Origin of the sequence: Kushneria marisflavi (assembly GCF_002157205.1) — a bacterium.
GTDB lineage: Bacteria > Pseudomonadota > Gammaproteobacteria > Pseudomonadales > Halomonadaceae > Kushneria > Kushneria marisflavi.
Genome location: NZ_CP021358.1, coordinates 1,126,584 through 1,148,118, shown reverse-complemented (window position 1 = coordinate 1,148,118; position 21,535 = coordinate 1,126,584). Strand labels below are relative to the sequence as shown.

Sequence of the window (21,535 nt, the reverse complement as noted above, 5' to 3'; positions counted from 1 at the left end):
GGTGAAACCGCAATGACGCACTCCATTCGGCCATGGGTCTTCTGGCCCGTGTTTCTGGTGTTGCTGGTCGCCGTCATCACAAGCTTTATCAACATGGATGGCTTTGTCAGCGTTGCCAGTTCGCTTAACAGTTTCGTACTTGCACATTTTTCATGGCTGTTCAGCCTGGGCAGTCTTTATCTACTGGTGCTGGGCGCCATCATCTACGTGTCACCACTGGGGCGCATTCGTATTGGCGGCGAACATGCCACGCCGCTGCTTTCAAGGCTGCGCTGGTTCTCCATTACGCTGTGTACCACTTTGGCTGTCGGTATTCTTTTCTGGACCACTTCGGAGCCGCTTTACCACTTCCATGGTCCTGCTCCCGGGCTTGGTATAGAGCCCGCTTCTCCCGACGCCGCACGCTTTGCCATCTCCAGCATGTTCCTGCACTGGACCTTTACCCCCTACGCCATTTACGCCGTCCCCGCGCTGGTCTTTGCGCTGGTGTTTTATAACCGGCGCCAGCGTTTCTCGATTGCCAGCTTTTTCGAGCCTCTCTTTGGGCGCAAACGCGTGCGCCGCGTTGGTGGACTGATTGATGCCATCGCACTCTATGCGCTGGTCGCCGGCATGGCGTCATCGCTGGGCACGGGAACATTGACCATCACCGGCGGACTCAACGGCTACATTGGCGGAGAGACCAGCCCCTGGAAGCTGGGTATCGTCACGGCACTGATTGTGACCACCTTCGTGATCTCGGCCGCCACCGGGCTGCAGCGCGGTATTGCCAGACTGTCATCACTGAATGCCTTTTTGATGCTGGTGGTCGGTGTGTTCGTTCTGGTCTGCGGCCCCACGCTTTACATGCTGGGACTCGGTGTAGAGTCGATTGGCACCTATCTGGACAATTTCTTCTCGAAGAGCCTGTATACCGGTACAGCGGCCAACGATACCTGGGCGCAGTCCTGGAGCATCTTTTACTGGGCGGTCTGGTTTGCCTGGGCGCCGGTCACCTCCCTGTTTCTGGGGCGCATCTCGCGTGGCTACACGGTGCGCGAATTTCTCAACATTAACCTGATCTTTCCGGCCCTGTGTTCGATGGTCTGGATCATTATTTTCTCGACCAGTGCCCTGCATCTGGACATGGCGGAGAACTCAGGGCTCTACGCCATTCTCAATGACTCAGGCATCGAGCAGGTGCTTTACAGCTTCTTTGGTGAGCTGCCGCTGTCGACCATTACCGTGCCGCTTTTACTTTTCATCGCTTTCATCTCCTATGTGACCGCAGCCGATTCCAATACGGATGCCATCGGCAATCTATGTACCCGAGGACTGACCGCTGATTCCGACATGAGCAGCTCCCTGCCCATGAAGGTGGTCTGGGGCATGATCATTGGCACGGTGTCCTGGGTAATGACCAGCTTCGTTGGCATCGAAGGGGTCAAAATGCTCTCCAATCTCGGCGGGCTGCCGGCGATGCTGATGATCCTGCTGGCCAGCGTCTCGATCTGGCGCTGGATTGGTGACCCGTCACGCATCAACGAGCCACCCCTGTTTGAACGCGTCGCCCATCAGGTCTCTGAAAGCCTTGGAACCGACAGTGCCGCAACCAGTGCCTCATCGACAGATCAGCGACCCTCCACGACCGAACGGGCAGTGAAATAATGCAGACCAGAGACAGCTTTCCCCATCGCGTACGCGAGATCGAAAACGCCTGGATTACGCTTGCTGACGGCACGCGCCTGGCCGCCCGTCTCTGGCTGCCGGAAGAGGCAGAGCAGCATCCGGTACCGGCCATTCTTGAATATCTGCCGTACCGAAAGCGCGATGGTACGGCCGTGCGCGATGAGCTGACGCATCCGTATCTTGCCGGACATGGCTATGCCTGCGTGCGAGTTGATATGCGCGGCAACGGGGAGTCCGACGGGTTGATGCAGGACGAATATGCCCCACAGGAACAGGCCGACGGCCTTGAGGTGATCGACTGGATTGCCGCGCAGCCCTGGTGTAATGGCAAGCTTGGCATGATGGGGATCTCGTGGGGCGGCTTTAACAGTCTGCAGCTGGCCGCGCTGCGTCCCGAGCCGCTCAAGGCGATTATCACGCTGTGCTCCACGGATGACCGTTACGCTGACGACATCCACTACAAGGGTGGCAATATGCTGCTGGAAAATCTCGGCTGGGCGGCCACCATGCTGAGCTTTTCCGCCGCAGTGCCGGACCCGCAGCTGGTGGGGGATCGCTGGCGAGAGATGTGGCTTGATCGGCTTGAAAACATGCCGCTGCTGGCGGAAACCTGGCTTGCCCACCAGCATCGCGATAAGTACTGGCGTCATGGCTCGGTGTGCGAAAACTACGGCGATATCAAGGCCGCGGTCTATGCCATCAGCGGCTGGGGCGACGCCTACATGAATTCGATTCCCCGCATGATGGAGCATCTCCGGTGCCCCAAAAAGGCGCTGGTGGGCCCCTGGATTCACAAGTACCCGCACTTTGCGATTCCTGATCCGGCCATCGGCTTTTTGCAGGAAGCCCTTCGATGGTGGGATTACTGGCTCAAGGATATCGACACTGGCATCATGAATGAACCTGAATGCACCTTCTATGTGCAGGATGGTCTGAAGCCGGCCCCGAAATACGATGAACGCCCGGGGCAGTGGGTGCGCACCCACGGCTGGCCGGCCCCGGAGGCCGAGGTCGAGATGACCACGCTGGTGCTGGGTGATCACGGTCTGGTGGTCAGCGGTGAGCTGAGCGAGGCACGTCGAATCACCTCGCCGCTGACGGCCGGATCGCTGCAGGGGGAGTACATCGGGCTCTGGTATGGCGCTGACTTTCCGCCGGATCAGCGCCGCGATGACGGCCTGGCGTTGACCTTTGACTCCACGCCCTGGGCGGAAGGTGTCGATATTCTGGGACAGCCAGCGGTCGAGCTTGAACTTGCCAGCGACACTGACTGTGGCCAGCTCAACGTACGCCTTTGCGATGTTTCACCCGAAGGGGAGAGTGCGCTGATTACCTATGGCACACTCAATCTCAATCTACGTAATGATCCCGAGCTCATTGAGCCACCGGTGCCGGGCGAGTCCATGACGGTGCGTCTTGCCATGGACCTGATCGGTTACCGGCTCCCGGCCGGACACCGTCTACGCGTGGCGCTCTCGAGTGCCAGCTTTCCGCTGGTGTGGTCACCGAAGAAACGCTCGGATCTGACCGTGCTGGCCGGGAGGCCGACACTGACGTTGCCAACCTGCAGAGCCGAGTACGTCGATATGCCCTTTGAGCCGCCGGAGGCAGCCACGCCCTGCCGGCTCGAGACCCTGCGCGCTGGGGCGCCCAAACGCACGATCAGCGAAGACGTGGGTAGCGGCGAAGTCAGCGTCATCGTGGAAGATGACATGGGGGATGTGCGCTTTCTTGATCATGGACTACGGGTCGATCAGCGCGCCCGCGAGGTGTATACCAGCCACCCCGAGGATGCCACGAAAACCCGGGCCGAGATTCACTGGACCTACAAGGCTTGTCGCGAGGAGGGCGAAGGGGCGTTTTCGGTCACGGTAGACAGCTGCTATCAACTTCGCTGCGATGAGACGCACTTTTACCTGAACGCCTCGCAAACGGCCCGGGAAGGCGAGCAAGTGATCAGCGAAAGGCGCTGGGAGCGATGCCTGCCACGCACGGCGATCTGAGGCGGTCATCTGCCGACCTGATCAGCATGCTATGCTGGCTTTTTCCCCGGTGTCGCGAGCGTTGTTCATGTCTTCTCGTCATGCGTTGCCGCCTCTAAACTGTCTGCGCGCCTTTGAGGCGGCGGCGCGCCTTGCAAGCATCACCAGGGCAAGTCATGAGCTTGCCCTGACCCAGAGTGCGGTAAGCCGCCAGATTCAGCGGCTGGAGAGCGACCTGGGCAAACCGCTTTTTGAGCGACAGATGACCGGGCTCGCCCTGACCGAGATCGGCAAACGCTATTACCACCTCGTTCAGCGCATTCTGCGCGAGCTGGGCGACGCCAGCGCCGACATTCGTCGACGCCCGAGTGAGCAGAGCCTGACCATCGCCTCATCCCCCACCATTGCCTCTTTCTGGCTGTCACGTCAGTTGAGCGGCTTCCAGGCGCGCTATCCGGATATCAGCATTCGCATGCTGATCATCGAAGATCCTAATCGGCTGGAGCCCGGCGAGTGCGATCTGGGCATCTATTACCATCTGCAGGGCGAGGTGGACCCGGTCGGCATGACGGCAGAGACGATCTTCGATCATGAGCAGGTTGCCGTGCTGTGTTCACCCACCTACCTGGCCCGTGAAGGCCGACCTGCAGATGTCATCGAATTGCTTGAGCATCACGTCCTGATGGTGGTCGAGGATCACTATCATGACTGGCTGACCTGGCAGTGCTGGTGCGAAACACTGGGCGCGGTATGGCAAACGCCGGCGCGCATGCTGTCGGCCAACAGCTACCAGCTTTTGATGAATGCCACGCTGGCCGGGCAGGGCGTCACACTGGGCTGGACGCGCCTGCTGGCACACGAGCTTGAGCAGGGGCTTCTGGTCGAGGCGCTTGATACCCGAATCGACAGCCGTGGACGACTGTCATTGCTGATGCCCGGACAGGCACGTAGCGTGCCTGCCGCCCAGCTGTTCAGACAGTGGTTGATGGAGCAAAACGCCGATACGCTGATGAGTGTCGAGTCATGACCGCGTTGAGCGGTTCGACGCGGCGGAAGCCCGCGAGCTGCTACCAGTCCAGTCGGGCAAAAACTTGCCATTCATGGCGATTTTGACGCGATTGCCCTTTGGGTCTTCCTCGCGCTCAACGTCCATCGAGAAGTCGATGACGCTCATGATGCTGTCAATGAACTTCTTCTGAACGACGTCCTTGAGCGTCTGTCCATCGACACCGACCACCTCATAAAGACGGTAAATCAGCGGGTCCTGCAGGATAGCGCCACCCCGGGTCAGTGACTGCTCAGCGCCGGTGACGGGCGTCAGGATCGATCAGCGATGCCAGAGCCGGCATGACCTGCAATCCGATGGCCGGGTCAATCATGTTTTCTGGCGGCAGTGACAGTAGCGGTGCCCAGGCACGTTCGAAGTTGATATCGGCATTCAGCCGGGCCTCACCCAGGCGGGCGATATAGACTTCCAGCATATCAAGTCGGCCGTGGTTATCCGGTGCAGCAAAGCGACCCAGCCAGGCGCTGTCCACTGCCTTTGAACCGTCGGCCAATTGCAGGATCTGGAGCGCTGCTACGGCCCGTGACAGGGCGTCGTTCTCGGCATCCGCGGTCACGGTCATCATGGGCAGGCTATAGCAGGTCTGTTGCGTTTGACGCACCAGCAGCACTTCATCGCGGGCGCTGAGCAGGGCGAGCGCCACATGTCGCTGCGGTGCGCGCCGCTTGGTGGTGTCGAAAGCGTCAGCGTCTGTCATGTTACTCAAACCTTTGACGCAGGGCCGGCAGTACCTCGTCGTGGAGCAGGGGGGCCAGCGTCAGTGTCTCGTCATCGAGTGCCATCCAGCGTATCTCCTCGATTTCACCGCGAGGCTGCGGCGTGCCTTCCATATCCTCGATGATGAAGACGTCCGCGTCGATATCGGTATCAGGTTCGTTGGCCGCCTGGGTGCGAAAGCGGCCCAGCATGGCCAGCTCGCCTTCTCCGATCGAGGTGCCCAGTTCCTCCTGACACTCTCTGGTCAGTGTCACCAGGGGCGTTTCGCCGAGCTCAGGCTTGCCGCCGGGCAGCATGAAGTGCTGAGTGTCACGCTTTCTGACAACAAGCAGGCGTTGTTCCTGATCGAGCAGACAGCCGGCAACAACGTGAATAATGGACATCGCAGATGGCTCCAAAAAGGTGGATATAAATCACGTGGCCATGCCATGACAGGGCGGCCGAGACCTCTAATGTGAACAGGGTGACGGCTCACGGGCAAAGCGGGCAATAAAGCGCGCCATGGACGGTCCGATGAGCACCACGGTGAAAAGACGCAGGGCCTGCAGGGCCGCCACAATGGCCACATCGGCATGGGTGTCGAGGGCGATAATGGTCATCGAGTCCAGCCCGCCGGGGCTGGTGGCCAGATATAGCGTCAGAAAGTCGCTGTGCATCATGGGCACCAGCATCAGCGCCGAGAGGGCGCAGAAACCGATCAGCATCATTGATGCCATCAACATCCACTTGAAGGCATGCATGACGCTGCGCACCGTCTGGCGATCAAAACGCAGCCCCACGTAAATGCCGATACAGGCGTAGGCGGCTTCCAGAAGCGGCAGCGGCAGCTGAATGTCGATGAACCCGGAAACCTGCACGACGGTCCCCAGCAGCATTGGGCCCAGCAAGGCACCGGCCGGCAGCAGGCGATCACAAATGCTGATACCCGCGGCGATCAGCGCGAGTGCCACCACCAGCGACAGCAGACCGTTAATGTCCCATGTCATGCCGTGAGCGGTGGTGTGGTCGCTTTCCGAGATGCCCAGAAAATGGCTGACCAGTGCGCCGGCCATGATCACGCAGATGACGCGGACGTACTGCATGGTGGCCACGATCCTTGGGTCAGCGTTGGCCTGCTCTGCCATGGCGACCATCGCGGCGGCGGCGCCCGGTGTGGTGCCCCAGGCCGCCGTGGTGCCGGGCAGTCCGCCGTAGCGCACCAGCAAAATGCCGACCACGGTGCTCAGCACCAGTGTGACCACGGTGGCCAGCATCATGGCCGGCCAGCTCTCGGCGATGGTGGAGAGCACGGTCAGCGTCATGGCCTGAGCGATCAAAAGCCCGATGACGCCCTGGCCTGACTTGAACAATACGCGCGGCAGCTTCAACCCGCCTACCGTAACGCCAAAGACCACGGAGACCGCCATCGGGCCGATCAGGGCGCCGGCCGGTATGTGTAGCCACTGAAGCAGAAAACTCGCCAGCGCACAGGCGCTCAACAACACGATCCAGCGAAAAAGGGGAGAGGCAGGCAGGCGATCGGCAAGCAAGGTGGTCAGGCTCCAGCAGCGGTCAGGGGGAAGGGCATGATCATATGATATCAGGCCACACTATCGCTGCCGCGTGGTCGGTAAAGAGCGACGGCATTGTCATGAAGGGCCAGCATGGCATGGGCATCGCCCAGGGTGTTGTGTAAAAGCTCGATATCACCTTCCCGGAAGGGACGAGGCGCGCGCGTGCCCGGCAGGTCGGTGCCAAATATCAGGGCATGCGGATTGGCATCGGCAATGGCGGCAAGCGTGGCCGGTACATCCAGCGAGACGCGTCCAAAACCGCTGGCCTTGACGTGCGCACCGGCTTCGACCAGGGCCAGAAGGGTGGGCACGCCCGCTTGAGACAGCCCAAGGTGGTCAATGACGATGGCCGGGAGCGTGCGCAGTAGTGCGAGGTGTGGTGCGAGATCGCTGGCATCGGCATAAATCTCGCAGTGCCACCCGACCACATCAAAGACGCGCTGAGCCTGGCGGGCCATGGCCTCAAGGTCTGTCGTCATGCCCCGTTTGAGATTGAATCGGATGGCCCGGACGCCGGCCTCGTCAAGTTCAAGCAGTCGGGTATCGCTGGTTTCGTCAGGCAGCTGTGTTACGCCTACAAAATCACCGCCCAGCGTTTCAAGTGCGGCCAGCAGATAGTCCTGATCCGTGCCCTGAAAGGAGCCTGACACGATGGCACCGCCCCGGATGTCCAGCCCGCGGGTGGCCTTTCGATAGTCTTCCACGGTGAAGGGGGCAGGTCGAAACCCCTGATTATCGATCAGGGCAAAGCGGGGGTCGATGATGTGCAGGTGAGCATCGAAGCAGCCATGCGGTTCACGATGGTCGTGTCGGTAGTGTCCGGTAAAGGGGATAACCTCGGCCATGGCAGCTCCTTGAGCGTTTAGCGATCATGAGACAGCGTATTTTATACCCTTGGCAGGTATAACAAGCATGCGGGGTGATGGCTCCGACTGCAATCTTCGTTATGCTGACAGGTAACGGATCAAAGAGAGGCCCTTCCATGTCCCTGCAAGCTGCCCTGACTGGCCTGCCTGAAGCACTGCAGTCGCAGGCACGTCGTACCCTTGAGACATTTGATGAGGCCTTGCTGGCACGCCTGGGCGAAGAGCGCCTGCGTGAACTGGTCACCACCATCACGGCCAGTGATTTTGTGGCGCGAGCCCTCTCCAACGACGGTGTCATGCTTGATCGTCTGCTTTCTCACGAAGAGCTGGTGGCCGCCCCTGCCCGGGAAACTCTGGAAAGCTGGCTCGATCATGCCCTTGAAGGGGCCGCCAGTGAGGCGGACCTTCAGCGGGTGCTGCGGCGGTTTCGGCGCGAGCGCATGGTGGCAATCATCTGGCGTGATCGTAATGATTATGCCGATGCCTGGGGGATCGCAGCGGCCGTCTCGCGCCTTGCCGAGGTCTGCATGGAAGCGGCGCTGCGCTGGCACGAAAAGGCACTGGCAGCCCGCTATGGCGAGCCTTCACCCGACAGTGATGGGCGGCCCCAGCGCATGGTGATACTGGGCATGGGCAAGCTAGGGGCCGGCGAGCTCAACCTCTCTTCCGATATCGATCTGATCTTTGCCTATCCCGAAAAGGGGCAGACGCAGGGCGGTGAGCGCTCGCTGGAGCATCAGGAGTACTTCACCCGGCTGGGTCAGAAGGTCATCGCCTCGCTGGATGCGGTGACGGCGGATGGCTTTGTCTTTCGCGTCGACATGCGTCTTCGGCCTCTGGGAGATGGCGGGCCGTTGACCGGCAGCTTCGCCAGCCTTCTGTCCTACTACCAGAGTCAGGGTCGCGAGTGGGAGCGCTATGCCATGCTCAAGGCGCGCCCCGTTGCGGGCGATCTTGAGGCTGGACAGCGTCTGTTATTGGAACTGCGGCCCTTTGTCTATCGCAAGTACATTGACTTCGGCGCGATCGAATCCCTGCGTGAAATGAAGGCACTGATCAATCGCGAGGTTCGGCGTCGTGGGCGTGAGGATGATATCAAGCTGGGTGCTGGCGGTATTCGCGAGGTGGAATTTGTCGTTCAGGCCTTTCAGCTGATTCGTGGCGGTCGCGTGACCGAGCTGCAGACGCCCTCGCTCAAACGGGCGCTGGCCGAGCTTGAGCGTCTTGAAATCATGTCACGTCACGATGTACGTGCCCTGCAGTCTGACTATGTTTTTCTACGCGATCTCGAACACGCCCTGCAGGGGCTGGAAGATCGCCAGACCCAATCGCTCCCCGATGAGGCGCTGGCTCGTGATCGTATTGCCTTTGCCATGGGACATGAGCACTGGGACGGGCTGGTGGCAAATCTTGAAGAGGTGCGCCACCGGGTGCGTGAGCGCTTTGATGAGGTTGTGGCCCCCCCTGAAGAAGAGGATCACGAGCTGATCGAGGCTGGTGCACTCGAAGAGTGGCGGGCGCTCTGGCAGGAGGCCTTTGATGATGAGGCCGCGATTGCGCTGCTGTCCGAGTCCGGTTTTCGCGACCCGCCGCGGGCCCGCGAGCGCCTGCTCAAGCTGCGTCACGGACGCGCCGTGACCGGCATGCAGCGTATCGGCTTTGAGCGTCTTGAAGCGCTGATGCCGGTGCTGTTGTCCAATGTTGCCACCACTGATACACCGGATATCACGCTTGAGCGTGTGCTGGCACTGGTAGAGGCGGTGCTGCGCCGCACGGCCTATCTGTCCCTGCTCAAGGAAAACCCCGATGCGCTGACGCAGTTCGTGCGTCTTTGCAGTGCCAGCGCCTGGATCAGCGAGCAGCTGGCGCGCTATCCGGTACTGCTGGATGAGTTGCTCGACCCGCGCAATCTCTATACGCCGCCCGAGCGTGGTGAGCTGGAAGATGAATTACGACAGACCCTGTCACGCTTGCCCCCCAACGATGAAGAGAGCCAGCTTGAGGCGCTGCGGCTGTTTCGTCATGCCCGCGTGCTCAATGTGGCGGCAGCCGATGTGGCCGGCGCGCGCCCGCTGATGGTGGTCAGTGATCATCTGACCATGATCGCCGAGGTGGTACTGGAAGCCGTCGTGCAGCTGGCCTGGCAGGGGCTGACGGCGCGTCACGGCTATCCCCGTCGACGCGATGGGAGTCATGCCGGCGCCGAGGAAGCCGATTTTCTGGTGGTGGGCTATGGCAAGCTTGGCGGGATCGAGCTGGGCTATGGTTCTGATCTGGATCTGGTCTTTTTGCATGATGCCGATCCACGAGGCAGTACCAATGGGGATCGCAGCCTCGACAACCCGGTCTTCTATGCCCGCATGGGTCAGCGCATCATTCACATGCTGACCACCACGACGCCTGCCGGCGTACTCTATGAAGTGGATATGCGCCTGCGCCCATCGGGCAACTCGGGGCTTCTGGTCTCATCGCTGGAAGCGTTTGCCGATTATCAGCGGCGCGAGGCGTGGGTGTGGGAGCATCAGGCGCTGGTGCGTGCCCGCGCCGTGGCTGGTAGTCCGGCGCTGGCCCACCGGTTTGAAGATATTCGCCGAGAGACGCTTTCAAGAGCGCCGGACGTGGAAACGCTCAAACGCGAAGTGGTCGCCATGCGCGAGAAGATGCGTCAGCACCTGGGCAGCAGTCAGCAGACACGAACTGCCGGCTGGTTCCATCTCAAGCAGGACCCGGGCGGCATGGTCGATATCGAGTTCATGAATCAGTTTGCAGTGCTGGCCATGGGGCACCGTGAAAAGGCCCTGCTGACCTATACCGACAACATGCGAATACTGGAGACGCTGGAGTCGTCCGGCCATCTGCCGTTTGAAGGCGCCGAACAGCTGCGCAAGGCCTGGCTTGCCTACCGTGATGCCAGCCACCGTGGGGCATTGACGCGTGCCGGAGCGCTGGTGCCGGAGGCTGGATTCGTCGAGCACCGCCAGGCCGTACAGGCCCTTTGGCAGCGCTATCTCGAATCCGATGGGGAAACCTCCGATAGTGCTCAGGCGTCCACCGACCCATAAGGCCGCCCTGTTGGGCGGCCCGGTCCGATGGCCTGATTCTGGCTCAGTGGTTCTGGCCAGTACGTGGATCGCGACCGATGGGGTGGGCTTCTCCGCGTGCCTTTGCCAGTTCGATCTGGCGCTGACGCTCGCGGGCGCCTGCACGCGTCTTCTCGGGCAGGCTGTCCCAGCAGTGCGGGCAGCTGATGCCCGGTTCGTAATACTCTGACTGTTGGTCTTTTGCTGAAATAGGACGTCGGCAGGCGTGACACTGGTCAAACTCGCCTTCGCTGAGGTCATGGCGCACGGTCACACGGTTGTCGAACACAAAGCAGTCGCCGCGCCAGCGGGAATCCTGCTCGGGCACCGTTTCCAAATATTTCAGGATGCCCCCCTTGAGGTGATACACCTCTTCAAATCCCTGCTCCAGCATGTAGCTGGAGGCCTTCTCGCAGCGAATGCCTCCCGTGCAGAACATGGCGACCTTCTTGTGTCTGGCCGGGTCGTAATGGGCCTTCACATACTCGGGAAACTCACGAAACGAGCGGGTCTTCGGGTCTACCGCACCTTCAAAGGTGCCGATTTCGACTTCGTAGTCATTGCGCGTGTCGATCAGCAGCACTTCCGGGTCGCTGATCAGTTCGTTCCACTGCTCGGGTTCAACGTAGGTGCCGACTCGGCGGTTGGGATCAACGCCATCCACGCCAAGGGTCACGATCTCGCGTTTCAGTTTGACCTTGGTACGGTAAAACGGCTGCTCCTGCGCCCGGGATTCCTTGTGCTCGAGATCCGCCAGTCGCGGGTCGCTCTTGAGCCAGTTCAGCAGGGCATTGATGCTGTCCTGCGTGCCGGAGACAGTGCCGTTGATGCCTTCCTCGGCCAGCAGCAGGGTGCCCTTGACATCATTGGTGCGCATGGCGTCGAGTAACGGTTCGCGCAGGGCCTCAAAGTCGGGAAGTGAGACGAACTTGTAGAGGGCGGCCACCACAATGGGGCCCTCGTTGGGTAGATCTGGGGGTGTCATATGATTCTCCAGGCAGTCGCCCTCGCAAGGGGCGGACCAGGGGGGCCATGAGCCCGAATGGGCGTCGGCGCGCATTTTACGCATCCGTTTGTCCGGTTGCACCCCTGCCTGTTGCCGTGTCGAATATCGCCAGCGACAGGGCAGAGCATTTGTCCCGCCGCGCAGCACCCCGATGGCACTGATATGATCAGGGTAATGGGTCGCGGTAGATGGCCTGATAACAAGATTACCCCTGCGCGCTTATGGCGCAGAACAACGCACAGTGGAAGGGCTCATGTTACGAACAGTCTACGTCAATGGTCGGTACGTACCGGAAAGTGAAGCCAGCGTTTCTGTCTTTGATCGCGGCTTTCTGTTTGCCGACGGCATTTATGAGGTGACGGCCGTGCTCAAGGGCAGGCTGGTGGATTTCGAGGGGCACGCCGCGCGTCTGCATCGCTCGCTCAACGAGCTGAACATGCATCTCTCTCTTAATGATAATGCTCTGCGCGATATTCATCGTCAGCTGATCGATAAAAACGCCCTGCAGGAAGGGCTGGTGTATCTACAGGTGACCCGCGGTGTCGCCGACCGGGACTTTGCCTATCCCGAATCGCAGACGCCGGCCACGGTGGTGGCGTTTACCCAGCAAAAGCCCATCATCGACAGCCCGTTGGCCGAACGGGGGCTCAAGGTCATCTCCCTGCCCGACATGCGCTGGGGTCGTCGCGATATCAAGACGGTTCAGTTGCTGTATCCGTCCATGGCCAAGATGGAGGCCAAAAAGCGCGGGGCCGATGATGCCTGGCTGGTGGAGTCGGGGCTGGTGACCGAGGGCTCTTCCAGCAATGCCTGGATCGTTGATCATGACAACACGCTGATCACTCGAGAGCTGTCTCGCTCGCTTTTGCATGGCATCACCCGCCGTACCGTCATGCAGCTGGCCAGGGAGCATGATATGAAGGTCGAGGAGCGCGGGTTTACCATCAAGGAGGCGCAAAACGCTCGGGAGGCCTTCATGACCTCGGCCACATCGCTGGTGTATCCGGTAGTGTCGATCGATCAGCGCCCTGTAGGGAGCGGCGAGCCTGGAGAGATTGCCAGAGCCCTGCGCCGTCTCTATATCGAGGCAAGCCTTGAGGCGATGGATGCCGGCCAGAACTGAAGTATAGGTTTGACTTCTCCCATCATGGTCAAGTTGAGGCGTCCGTCGGCCGATAGAAACGCCACAGTAGCCTGGCGATGTGGGTGGACGTGCCACAGGTTGGCATTTCGGGGCGCTGTTCTATACGGGAGGCGCTGAAATGGCGAAAGATGATGGGGAGTGGGAGGAGGAGAAGGAGAAGAAGCGGCTGGCGGCACTGGACGAACTCGGGATGCTGTATACCCCGCGCGAGGAGCGCTTTGATGCCATTACGCGCCTTGTGTCGCGCCACTTTGATGTGCCGATCGCAATGATCTCGCTGGTCGGTGACAGGCAGGTCTGGCTCAAGTCGGAAGTCGGTCTGGAAGGTATTGAAGAGGTGCCTCGCGAGATCTCCTTTTGCGATCAGGCGATCAGGGAGCCACAGATTCTGGTGGTCGAGGATGCCACCCTGGATGAACGTTTCAGGGATAGCCCGCTGGTGACTGGAGAGGCCGGGTTGCGATTTTACGCCGGTGCAGTGATTCATTCAGCGCAGCGAACCGCGCTGGGCGTGGTCTGCATCATTGATCGCAAGCCACGCCAGATGAGCTATCGCGACAGGCGACAGCTGATCGATTTTGCGGCTTACGCCAAGCGTGAAATGTCCAGAGCCGATGGCAGGACGCGAGCGTCATCTTCAGCACAGACCCTGGCGGAATAACCAACAGGGTGAAGCTCCGGCTCGGGCCGGAGCTTCTTACAGTTATCAGAGTGTGGGCGACCAGACATGGGGCAAAAAGCGATAGCCCTGCGTGTCTTCCACGATATAACCAATGCCGGGAAAATCCAGGTGGTGACCGGCCACCATGAGTTTCTCCCGGGCCACGCGCGCAAGAATGTCCTTTCTTGTCGTCACGGCCTGCTGGCCGTCCACATCAAAAAGTACTCCGGCATCGGGTTCCGGCAGCTGAATCTGCGGCAGGTGCACGATATCGCCCCATAGCAGCAGTCGCTCATCGCCGGATTCAATCAGATAGCCGCTGTGCCCCGGCGTGTGTCCCGGCAGAGCGACACGGGTCACGCCCTCCATGACCTGATCGCTGTCGAGGCGCTCGATGCGATCGCGATTGATTTCGAGCACGCGGTGGGCCACGTCGAACTGCTGGGCAAACATATCCGAGGCATCATCGGGCGTTGACTGCTGCCAGAAGTCCAGTTCTTCACCCGGTACCAGAATGCGGGCATTGACAAAGGCAGGCTGGTCGCTGGAGGTGATCAGACCGCCAATATGATCCGGGTGCAGGTGTGTGATCAGGATGGCATCAATGGCATCAGGCAGCACTCCGATGTCGCTCAGGCCCTGTGACAGGCGCGCACCTTCGCCACTGGCCAGCGCCCCATAACCGGTATCCACCAGCACGCGCTGATCGCCAATGTGCAGCAGGTAGGCATTGAGCGTGATACGAGGCGGATCAGGGCGCAGGCTCCGGGCCTGAAGTGTTTCGGCGCGAGAGGCATCAATGTGCTGGATCAGTTCCAGCGAGCCCTGCATGTAGGCATCCATCAGGGTGGTAACGACGATCTCGCCGACGCGCAGATGATGGACATTGACAGGCTGCTGATCGGGAAAAAGGCTATCGCTCACGGGACCTCCAGTCTTGAATGTCGATGGGGGCAGGATAGCGCGTCGCAGGCAGATCGCCAGCCTGGTGATGCGGGCGTCCGGTCAGGCAGTGTGAAAAGTCGGCATAAAAAAAGCGCCTGTCGATGAAGACAGGCGCTTTGGAAACTGGTCGGAATAGCAGGATTCGAACCTACGACCTCTGCCTCCCGAAGGCAGCGCTCTACCAAGCTGAGCTATATTCCGAATGTCATGAGCTCGTCATGACGGTGCGCATTATACTGCGCATTTCTCGTAATGCAAGCCCCTGTCAGGAATGGCGATCCACGGCCTGGCGAACCAGCAGCTCCAGACTCTCGCGATAGGGGGACGGTGGTAGCATTGCGAGCTGCTCAAGCGCGCGATCCACCATTTCGTGAGCGCGCGCTCGGGTGTATTCCAGTGCGCCGGTATCCCGCACGATGGTCAGCACTTCATCGAGATAGGACAACCCGCCTTCACTGATGGCGCGACGGACCACATTGGCCTGTGCCGGACTGCCCACGGCCATGGCGCGAATCAGGGGCAGGGTCGGCTTGCCTTCAGCAAGGTCATCGCCCACATTCTTGCCCATTTCGCTGGCATCGCCCTGATAGTCCAGCAGATCGTCGATGAGCTGAAAGGCCAGCCCCAGGTGGCGACCATACAGCTTGAGGGCCTCGATCTGTGTCTCGCTGCCGCCGGCGACCAGTGCCCCGGTATGAGAGGCGGCTTCGAACAGCATCGCCGTCTTGCCCTGAATGGTATCGAAGTAGGCAGACTCATCGATGTCGGCGTTGCCGATGTTGGTCAGCTGCAGCACTTCGCCTTCCGCAATGATGGAGGTCGCGTTGGACAGCACGGCCATGATTGGCATGGAGCCAACTTCAACCATCATTTCAAACGAGCGCGAATAGAGAAAATCGCCTACCAGTACCGATGGCGCATTGCCCCAGGTGTCGTTGGCCGTGGCACGGCCGCGACGCATATGGGACTCATCCACGACGTCGTCGTGCAGGAGTGTGGAGGTGTGCATGAACTCGATCAGGGCGGCCAGCGTGACGTGCTGTTGGCCTTCATATCCCAGCGCTCTGGCCGATAGAAGGGCCAGCAGCGGGCGTACGCGCTTGCCACCGCTTTCAATGATGTAGTTGCCGATCGTTTCGATCAGGGGAACATGGGAGGCAAGCTGCGCGCGAATGGTGCGGTCAACAGCTGCAAAGTCTTCCATGACGGGTTCATGGGTCCTGGAGACGCTGGGTGAAACGACTTGGCTGTTCACAGTGAACCTCGGGCTTCTATTCCCTGCAGGCATGGGCCCGGGCCGGCAGGACAACAGGGGGCTTGGGTTTGCCGGGCAGTCTTCTCGAAGGCCCTTTGGTCGTCGAAGCGACATGGATGCCCGGTATGCTAGGTAACCCCTTCATGGGCGTCAAGATGCATCATGGCGGGCCTTGAGTTGCCTCGCGCGGGCGGTTATAATTCGCGCCCTTAACTCATCGTGCTCCCTGTAAGATGGCTTGTAATCCTTGTTTTACGCAGATTCGGGTCCACTTGCCACAGGTCGATGAAGCAGCCAACCGGATGAGTCAATTGGAGAATTCCATGTACGCAGTAATCAAGAGCGGCGGCAAGCAGTATCGCGTCCAGGAAGGCCAGCGCATCAAGCTGGAGAAGCTGGATGTGGCCACTGGTGACAGCATCGATTTCGATCAGGTGCTGATGGTCGGCGGTGACGATGTCAAGATCGGTGCACCGCTGGTGTCGGGCGCTGTTGTCAAGGCAGAGGTCGTCTCTCACGGCCGCGGCGAGAAGGTTCATATTCTCAAGTTCCGTCGCCGCAAGCACAGCATGAAGCGTCAGGGCCACCGTCAGTGGTACACTGAAGTCAAAATCACCGGGATTACTGCGTAAGCGTTTTTCCGCATTTTCAGGAGGTCATACTCATGGCTCACAAGAAGGCCGCAGGTAGTACTCGTAACGGTCGCGATTCCGAGTCCAAACGTCTCGGCGTCAAGCTCTTCGGTGGTCAGGAAGCCTCTGCCGGCAGCATTATCGTTCGCCAGCGTGGCACTCGTTTCCACGCCGGTGAAGGCGTCGGCGTCGGTCGTGACTTCACTCTGTTCGCGCTTCGCGACGGTCAGGTGAAGTTCGAGACCAAGGGTCCGAAAAAGCGCAAGCACGTCAGCATCGTCTCCGCCTGAGACCGCTGACTGCTCAAAAGCCCCGCTCAGGCGGGGCTTTTTTTTATCATGAGGGTTCGGTCGGCATGACGACCCATGGGCGCTCGTATCTCGTCAGGCGTAATATGAACGCCATGATATGGATTGATACGAAGTCCTTTATTTTTTGATCATCGTTTTAGTAGACAGGGCGACGAGTCGCCGGGAGTAATGGCATGCAGTTCGTCGATGAAGCCTCGATCACGGTGGAAGCCGGTAATGGTGGCAGTGGCTGCGTCAGTTTTCGCCGCGAGAAATTCGTGCCGCGTGGTGGGCCGGATGGTGGTGATGGCGGTCACGGCGGCAGTGTCATTCTGGTCGGTGATGAGTCGCTCAATACGCTGATCGACTTCAAGTTTCAGCGCTTTCACAAGGCGCCCAACGGTCAGCCCGGTCGCGGCAGTCAGATGAATGGCCGCAAGGGCGAGGATCTGATCGTGCAGGTGCCGGTGGGCACCACGGTGATCGACGTCGAGACCCTTGAGGTCATCGGGGATATTACGGCCGTGGGTCAGGAGCTCAAGGTGGCACAGGGCGGGCGCCGCGGCCTGGGCAATGTGCATTTCAAGTCCTCGACCAACCGGACGCCACGCCAGAGCGTACCGTCAGGGGACGGTGAGCGACGCGAACTGCGTCTCGAGCTCAAGCTGATGGCCGATGTTGGCCTGCTGGGTATGCCCAACGCCGGCAAGTCGACGCTGATTCGCTCCGTCTCGGCGGCGCGCCCCAAGGTAGCGGACTACCCGTTCACGACGCTGGTGCCCAATCTGGGGGTGGTCAAGCTGGGGGTGCAGGAGCACTTCGTCATGGCTGACGTGCCGGGTCTGATCGAGGGCGCCGCTGATGGTGCCGGGCTCGGGCTTCGTTTTCTCAAGCACCTGACCCGTACCCGTCTACTATTGCACGTCATCGATGTGGCACCCTTTGATGAAAGCGATCCGGTCGAGTCGGCCGAAAAGATCATTCACGAGCTTGAGCAATACTCTCCGACGCTGGCTGAAAGTCCGCGCTGGCTGGTGCTCAACAAGTGCGATCTGGTTGATGATGATACGCGTGAAGCGATGCTTGAGCGCATCGTCGAGCGGCTGAGCTGGGAAGGTCCGATCTTTCGAATCTCTGCCATTGCCGGGCAGGGGACCGATGAACTGGTTCAGGCCGTGCATCGCTGGCTGGTCGAGCAGCGCCGGCTCGAGCAGGAAGACGAAGATTTTGCGGCCCGCACGCGTGCCGTTCGCGAGCGTATGGAGGCCGAAGCCGTTGCGCGTACCGAGGCGCGTATGGCGTTCATGGCCGGGCGCAAGCGCCGCGATGAAGACAATAGCGACGATGACGACTTCGACGACGATGATTTCGATGTCGAAGTGGAGTATCAGCCCTGATTCCTGCCGGGCATGACACCGGATCCGGAGAGCGCGATGATGGAGCAGGCGGTAGCGGACAGTCGTGATCAGGTGACACGGCTGCGACGGGTAGTGGTCAAGATCGGCAGTGCACTGCTGACCAACGATGGGCGCGGGCTTGATGAAGCGGCCATCGGTGGCTGGGTGGATCAGCTCGCCGAGCTGCATCGGCGAGGCATTGAAGTAGTGCTGGTGTCTTCCGGAGCCGTGGCGGAAGGCATGGTCAGGCTGGGCTGGCAGGTGCGCCCGAGTGCGCTGCATGACCTTCAGGCCGCTGCTGCTGTGGGACAGACCGGGCTGATCCGCAGTTACGAGGATAACTTTGCGCGGTTTGACATTCGTACCGCGCAGATTCTGCTGACCCATGATGACCTTTCCAACCGCAAGCGATATCTCAATGCGCGCTCGGCGCTGCGTACCCTGATTGGCCTGGGTGTGGTGCCCATCGTCAATGAAAATGACACGGTCGTGACCGACGAGATTCGCTTTGGTGACAATGACACCCTCGGTGCTCTGGTAGTTAATCTGCTGGAAGCCGATGCGTTGATCATTTTGACCGATCAGGAAGGTCTTTATAATGCTGACCCCCGCAAGGATGCCGATGCGCAGTTGATCAGCGAGGGCAAGGCGGACGACCCGCGCTGGGTGGCCGTGGCCGGTGACGGTGGCAAGCTGGGTCGAGGGGGTATGGCGACCAAGATTCGCGCTGCTCGCCTGGCGGCACGCTCCGGAGCGCTGACGCTGATTGCCAGCGGTCGCCAGCCGCAGGTACTGTCGCGTCTGCTTGAAGGCGAAAACATTGGCACGCTGCTGGTGCCGGAGCATGCGCCGATGACCGCACGCAAGCGCTGGCTGGCCGGTCAGCTTCAGGTCCGCGGCACGTTGACGCTGGACCAGGGGGCTGTGGCGCGGGTGCGTCAGCGCGGCTCGAGCCTTTTGCCGGTCGGCGTGACGGCCGTGGAGGGTAATTTTCGCCGCGGCGACATGGTGCTGTGCGTGGATGGCGACGGCGAGCCGATCGCCAAGGGCTTGACCAATTACGACGCTCAGGACACCAGCCGGATACTGGGTGTGCCGACACATGACATCGTGGCGCATCTGGGGTATATCGAAGCGCCCGAGTTGATCCATCGTGACAATATGGTGATCCTCCACGACCCCTGATTGGGGGCTGGTATTGCTACGGGGGCACTGCTAGAATGCCGCCTCTCTTGTGAAGGTGCCCGCCCAAGAGGCACTTTTATCAAAATTCATCAACGTCAACACTCCAGGGAGTAGACGATGGCCAATACCCGTCAGGCTCGCAAGCGCGCCGTCCAGTCCGAGCGCCGCCGCCAGAAAAATGCCAGCCAGCGTTCCATGGTGCGCACGCACATCAAGCGTGTTCTCAAGGCAATCAACACCGGCGACCACAGTGCTGCCATGGCCGAGTTCCGCGTTGCTCAGCGTGTGATCGACCGCATCGCCGACAAGCATGCCTATGACAAGAACCGCGCCGCTCGTACCAAGAGCCGTCTGAACGCGCGTATCAAGGCGCTGGCTGCCTGATAACAGGGGAACGCCCTGTTATAGACAGCAGTACCTGTAAAAAACCGGCTTCGGCCGGTTTTTTGCGTATTCGGGCAACGCTGCGATGAATGACAGCGATCATCATGTGGCCCTTTCCAGGTGGGGAGAACATATTTCGTGAGTGCTGAAGTGAGCGGCGCAAAGGGCGCCGGACTGCTGCGTTCGGGCATGGTGGTGGGCGTCATGACCATGCTGTCACGGGTGCTGGGATTGGCACGTGATGTGGTGGTAGCGACGCTTTTTGGCGCCGGCAGCGGTGCCGATGCCTTCTTCATTGCGTTCAGGATTCCCAACTTTCTGCGCCGTCTGTTTGCAGAAGGGGCTTTCAACCAGGCCTTCGTACCCGTGCTTTCGGAATATGCTTCCCAGCGTGAGCGCAAGGAAGTACGCGAACTGCTGGATGCCACGGCTGGAACGCTGGCCGTGGTCCTGCTGGGTATTACGGTGCTGGCCGTACTCTGTTCCCCCTGGCTGGTCTGGGTTTTCGCACCCGGATTTCATGATGATGGTCATGGCAAGCTGGCGCTGACCGCAGAGATGTTGCGCCTGACCTTTCCCTATCTGCTGCTGATCTCGTTGACGGCTTTCTCGGGTAGCGTGCTCAACAGCTACGGTCGCTTCGCCGTGCCGGCCTTTACGCCGGTGCTTTTGAATCTGTCGATGATCGGGGCGGCGCTGTGGCTGGCGCCGCTGCTGGATGTCCCGGTCATGGCACTGGCCTGGGGGGTACTGATTGCCGGTGTCGCCCAGCTGCTGTTTCAGATCCCGTTTTTGATGCGGCTGGGGCTTTTGCCCCGATTAAAACCCAACTTCCGCCATACTGGCGTGCGCCGTATCCTGCGTCTGATGGGACCGGCCATGTTTGGTGTGTCGGTCTCCCAGATCAATCTGCTGCTGGATACCGTGCTGGCGTCGGTATTGGTAGGCGGCAGTGTCTCCTGGCTTTACTACTCTGATCGCCTGGTCGAACTGCCGCTGGGTGTCTTTGGTATCGCCATCGGTACCGTGATTCTGCCGGCCCTGTCACGCCGGCATGCCAGTGACGACCCCACGCATTTTGCCCGCATGATCGACTGGGGAATTCGTGCCGTGCTGCTGATTGGGCTGCCGGCAGCACTGGCGCTGATCGTGCTGGCCGAGCCGCTGCTGATCACGCTCTTTCACTATGGCGCAATGACTGATCACGATATCGTGATGTCTTCGCGCAGTCTGCGGGCCTACGCGCTGGGGCTTGTCGCCTTCATGCTGATCAAGGTGCTGGCGCCCGGCTATTACGCCCGTCAGGATACCAAGACGCCGGTAAAGATCGGCATCATTGCGATGATTGCCAACATGGCCTTCAACCTGATTCTGATGTGGCCGCTGGCGCATGCAGGCCTGGCCCTGGCCACGGCCATGTCGGCCTGGCTCAATGCCATGCTGCTGGGGCGCGGGCTTCTTAGGCGCGATGTGCTGCATTTTCAGCCCGGCTGGGCACGCTTTGCACTGCAACTTCTGGTCGGTTGTGTACTGTTGGCTGGTGGGCTTTGGTGGTTTACGCCCGACTGGCAACAGTGGTTGTCGTGGGGCATTGAGCGGCGGCTTGGCGTGCTCCTGGGGCTGATCGTTACGGCGATGGTGGTTTACTTTGCCTGGCTCGGAATTGCCGGAGTGCGTCTCCGCCATTTCAAACTGCGCGGCTGA

General features: G+C 60.3%; 19 protein-coding genes, 1 tRNA gene and 1 pseudogene. 12 read left to right on the top strand and 9 right to left on the bottom strand.

Features of this window, described 5'->3' with window-relative positions; translation table 11 throughout:
• Positions 1–12 precede the first annotated feature (12 nt).
• The 3 genes from B9H00_RS05385 (at position 13) to B9H00_RS05375 (ending at position 4,677) form a co-directional block, all read left to right on the top strand.
• Positions 13–1,647 carry a BCCT family transporter gene (locus tag B9H00_RS05385; protein ID WP_086899779.1) on the top strand — a complete coding sequence of 545 codons (1,635 nt, stop codon included), beginning with the start codon at positions 13–15 and terminating at the stop codon, positions 1,645–1,647.
• Positions 1,647–3,671 carry a CocE/NonD family hydrolase gene (locus B9H00_RS05380; protein ID WP_086899778.1) on the top strand — a complete coding sequence of 675 codons (2,025 nt, stop codon included), beginning with the start codon at positions 1,647–1,649 and terminating at the stop codon, positions 3,669–3,671. Before B9H00_RS05385 ends, B9H00_RS05380 begins: the two co-directional genes overlap by 1 nt.
• Before the next feature lie 67 nt (positions 3,672–3,738).
• Positions 3,739–4,677 carry a LysR substrate-binding domain-containing protein gene (locus B9H00_RS05375; protein ID WP_086901717.1) on the top strand — a complete coding sequence of 313 codons (939 nt, stop codon included), beginning with the start codon at positions 3,739–3,741 and terminating at the stop codon, positions 4,675–4,677.
• On the opposite strand, the pseudogene B9H00_RS05370 reads toward B9H00_RS05375, so the two are convergent.
• The 5 genes and pseudogenes from B9H00_RS05370 to B9H00_RS05350 form a co-directional block, all read right to left on the bottom strand.
• Positions 4,672–4,926, bottom strand: a pseudogene (locus tag B9H00_RS05370) (cyanase); the annotation flags it as partial. The gene B9H00_RS05375 and the pseudogene B9H00_RS05370 sit on opposite strands and share 6 nt — an antisense overlap.
• 22 nt (positions 4,927–4,948) lie before the next feature.
• Positions 4,949–5,413 carry a hypothetical protein gene (locus B9H00_RS05365; RefSeq protein WP_086899776.1) on the bottom strand — a complete coding sequence of 155 codons (465 nt, stop codon included), beginning with the start codon at positions 5,411–5,413 and terminating at the stop codon, positions 4,949–4,951.
• Between the two features lies 1 nt (position 5,414).
• Positions 5,415–5,816 carry an NUDIX hydrolase gene (locus B9H00_RS05360; RefSeq protein ID WP_086899775.1) on the bottom strand — a complete coding sequence of 134 codons (402 nt, stop codon included), beginning with the start codon at positions 5,814–5,816 and terminating at the stop codon, positions 5,415–5,417.
• Between the two features lie 66 nt (positions 5,817–5,882).
• The gene (locus B9H00_RS05355; protein ID WP_236944360.1) at positions 5,883–6,962 is read right to left on the bottom strand and encodes an AbrB family transcriptional regulator; all 1,080 of its coding nucleotides are present in this window, start codon (positions 6,960–6,962) and stop codon (positions 5,883–5,885) included.
• Positions 6,963–7,012: 50 nt separating this feature from the next.
• The gene (locus B9H00_RS05350; RefSeq protein WP_086899773.1) at positions 7,013–7,831 is read right to left on the bottom strand and encodes an amidohydrolase family protein; all 819 of its coding nucleotides are present in this window, start codon (positions 7,829–7,831) and stop codon (positions 7,013–7,015) included.
• A gap of 137 nt (positions 7,832–7,968) precedes the next feature.
• Between B9H00_RS05350 and glnE the strand changes: the two genes are divergently transcribed.
• Positions 7,969–10,914: a bifunctional [glutamate--ammonia ligase]-adenylyl-L-tyrosine phosphorylase/[glutamate--ammonia-ligase] adenylyltransferase gene (gene glnE, locus B9H00_RS05345; RefSeq protein ID WP_086899772.1), complete on the top strand. Its 2,946-nt coding sequence runs from the start codon at positions 7,969–7,971 to the stop codon at positions 10,912–10,914.
• A 43-nt stretch (positions 10,915–10,957) separates the two neighbouring features.
• On the opposite strand, the gene trhO is transcribed toward glnE, so the two are convergent.
• Positions 10,958–11,917, bottom strand: coding sequence for an oxygen-dependent tRNA uridine(34) hydroxylase TrhO (gene trhO, locus B9H00_RS05340; protein WP_086899771.1), 960 nt, complete (start codon positions 11,915–11,917; stop codon positions 10,958–10,960).
• Positions 11,918–12,191: 274 nt separating this feature from the next.
• Here trhO and B9H00_RS05335 point away from each other — a divergent pair, with 274 nt between their 5' ends.
• Together B9H00_RS05335 and B9H00_RS05330 are read left to right on the top strand one after the other, a co-directional pair.
• On the top strand, positions 12,192–13,061 hold the full coding sequence (locus tag B9H00_RS05335; RefSeq protein WP_086899770.1) for a D-amino-acid transaminase: 870 nt from the start codon (positions 12,192–12,194) through the stop codon (positions 13,059–13,061).
• Between the two features lie 139 nt (positions 13,062–13,200).
• Positions 13,201–13,743, top strand: coding sequence for a GAF domain-containing protein (locus B9H00_RS05330; RefSeq protein ID WP_086899769.1), 543 nt, complete (start codon positions 13,201–13,203; stop codon positions 13,741–13,743).
• A gap of 45 nt (positions 13,744–13,788) precedes the next feature.
• On the opposite strand, the gene B9H00_RS05325 is transcribed toward B9H00_RS05330, so the two are convergent.
• From B9H00_RS05325 to B9H00_RS05315, 3 genes are all read right to left on the bottom strand, one after another.
• Positions 13,789–14,667, bottom strand: a complete 879-nt coding sequence (locus B9H00_RS05325) for an MBL fold metallo-hydrolase (RefSeq protein ID WP_086899768.1) — start codon at positions 14,665–14,667, stop codon at positions 13,789–13,791.
• A 145-nt stretch (positions 14,668–14,812) separates the two neighbouring features.
• Positions 14,813–14,889 (bottom strand) — tRNA-Pro (locus B9H00_RS05320).
• A 64-nt stretch (positions 14,890–14,953) separates the two neighbouring features.
• Positions 14,954–15,892 carry a polyprenyl synthetase family protein gene (locus B9H00_RS05315; RefSeq protein WP_236944359.1) on the bottom strand — a complete coding sequence of 313 codons (939 nt, stop codon included), beginning with the start codon at positions 15,890–15,892 and terminating at the stop codon, positions 14,954–14,956.
• Positions 15,893–16,266: 374 nt separating this feature from the next.
• Between B9H00_RS05315 and rplU the strand changes: the two genes are divergently transcribed.
• The 6 genes from rplU to murJ all read left to right on the top strand — a co-directional run bounded on the left by rplU (position 16,267) and on the right by murJ (position 21,535).
• A complete protein-coding gene (gene rplU / locus B9H00_RS05310; RefSeq protein WP_086899766.1) occupies positions 16,267–16,575 on the top strand; it encodes a 50S ribosomal protein L21 in 309 nt (102 codons plus the stop codon).
• A gap of 32 nt (positions 16,576–16,607) precedes the next feature.
• Positions 16,608–16,865 (top strand): 50S ribosomal protein L27, encoded by a 258-nt coding sequence (gene rpmA / locus B9H00_RS05305; RefSeq protein ID WP_086621944.1) that lies wholly within the window; start codon positions 16,608–16,610, stop codon positions 16,863–16,865.
• A gap of 194 nt (positions 16,866–17,059) precedes the next feature.
• Complete coding sequence (gene cgtA, locus B9H00_RS05300) at positions 17,060–18,262, top strand: Obg family GTPase CgtA (protein WP_086899765.1); 1,203 nt, start codon at positions 17,060–17,062, stop codon at positions 18,260–18,262.
• 39 nt (positions 18,263–18,301) lie between these two features.
• The gene (gene proB / locus B9H00_RS05295; protein WP_086901716.1) at positions 18,302–19,447 is read left to right on the top strand and encodes a glutamate 5-kinase; all 1,146 of its coding nucleotides are present in this window, start codon (positions 18,302–18,304) and stop codon (positions 19,445–19,447) included.
• Positions 19,448–19,564: 117 nt separating this feature from the next.
• Entirely contained in the window at positions 19,565–19,831 is a 267-nt protein-coding gene (gene rpsT / locus B9H00_RS05290) for a 30S ribosomal protein S20 (RefSeq protein WP_086621949.1), read from the top strand.
• Positions 19,832–20,020: 189 nt separating this feature from the next.
• Complete coding sequence (murJ, locus tag B9H00_RS05285; protein ID WP_086901715.1) at positions 20,021–21,535, top strand: murein biosynthesis integral membrane protein MurJ; 1,515 nt, start codon at positions 20,021–20,023, stop codon at positions 21,533–21,535.

Excerpts from the sequence above, each read along its gene's own strand:
- B9H00_RS05380 (WP_086899778.1), top strand. The coding sequence starts at position 1,647 with ATGCAGACCAGAGACAGCTTTCCCCATCGCGTACGCGAGATCGAAAAC.
- B9H00_RS05365 (WP_086899776.1), bottom strand. The coding sequence starts at position 5,413 with ATGACAGACGCTGACGCTTTCGACACCACCAAGCGGCGCGCACCGCAG.
- B9H00_RS05315 (WP_236944359.1), bottom strand. The coding sequence starts at position 15,892 with ATGGAAGACTTTGCAGCTGTTGACCGCACCATTCGCGCGCAGCTTGCC.
- rpsT (WP_086621949.1), top strand. The coding sequence starts at position 19,565 with ATGGCCAATACCCGTCAGGCTCGCAAGCGCGCCGTCCAGTCCGAGCGC.
- rplU (WP_086899766.1), top strand. The coding sequence starts at position 16,267 with ATGTACGCAGTAATCAAGAGCGGCGGCAAGCAGTATCGCGTCCAGGAA.
- B9H00_RS05360 (WP_086899775.1), bottom strand. The coding sequence starts at position 5,816 with ATGTCCATTATTCACGTTGTTGCCGGCTGTCTGCTCGATCAGGAACAA.
- B9H00_RS05350 (WP_086899773.1), bottom strand. The coding sequence starts at position 7,831 with ATGGCCGAGGTTATCCCCTTTACCGGACACTACCGACACGACCATCGT.
- cgtA (WP_086899765.1), top strand. The coding sequence starts at position 17,060 with ATGCAGTTCGTCGATGAAGCCTCGATCACGGTGGAAGCCGGTAATGGT.
- murJ (WP_086901715.1), top strand. The coding sequence starts at position 20,021 with ATGGTGGTGGGCGTCATGACCATGCTGTCACGGGTGCTGGGATTGGCA.
- glnE (WP_086899772.1), top strand. The coding sequence starts at position 7,969 with ATGTCCCTGCAAGCTGCCCTGACTGGCCTGCCTGAAGCACTGCAGTCG.
- B9H00_RS05385 (WP_086899779.1), top strand. The coding sequence starts at position 13 with ATGACGCACTCCATTCGGCCATGGGTCTTCTGGCCCGTGTTTCTGGTG.
- B9H00_RS05330 (WP_086899769.1), top strand. The coding sequence starts at position 13,201 with ATGGCGAAAGATGATGGGGAGTGGGAGGAGGAGAAGGAGAAGAAGCGG.
- B9H00_RS05335 (WP_086899770.1), top strand. The coding sequence starts at position 12,192 with ATGTTACGAACAGTCTACGTCAATGGTCGGTACGTACCGGAAAGTGAA.
- rpmA (WP_086621944.1), top strand. The coding sequence starts at position 16,608 with ATGGCTCACAAGAAGGCCGCAGGTAGTACTCGTAACGGTCGCGATTCC.
- proB (WP_086901716.1), top strand. The coding sequence starts at position 18,302 with ATGGAGCAGGCGGTAGCGGACAGTCGTGATCAGGTGACACGGCTGCGA.
- trhO (WP_086899771.1), bottom strand. The coding sequence starts at position 11,917 with ATGACACCCCCAGATCTACCCAACGAGGGCCCCATTGTGGTGGCCGCC.
- B9H00_RS05375 (WP_086901717.1), top strand. The coding sequence starts at position 3,739 with ATGTCTTCTCGTCATGCGTTGCCGCCTCTAAACTGTCTGCGCGCCTTT.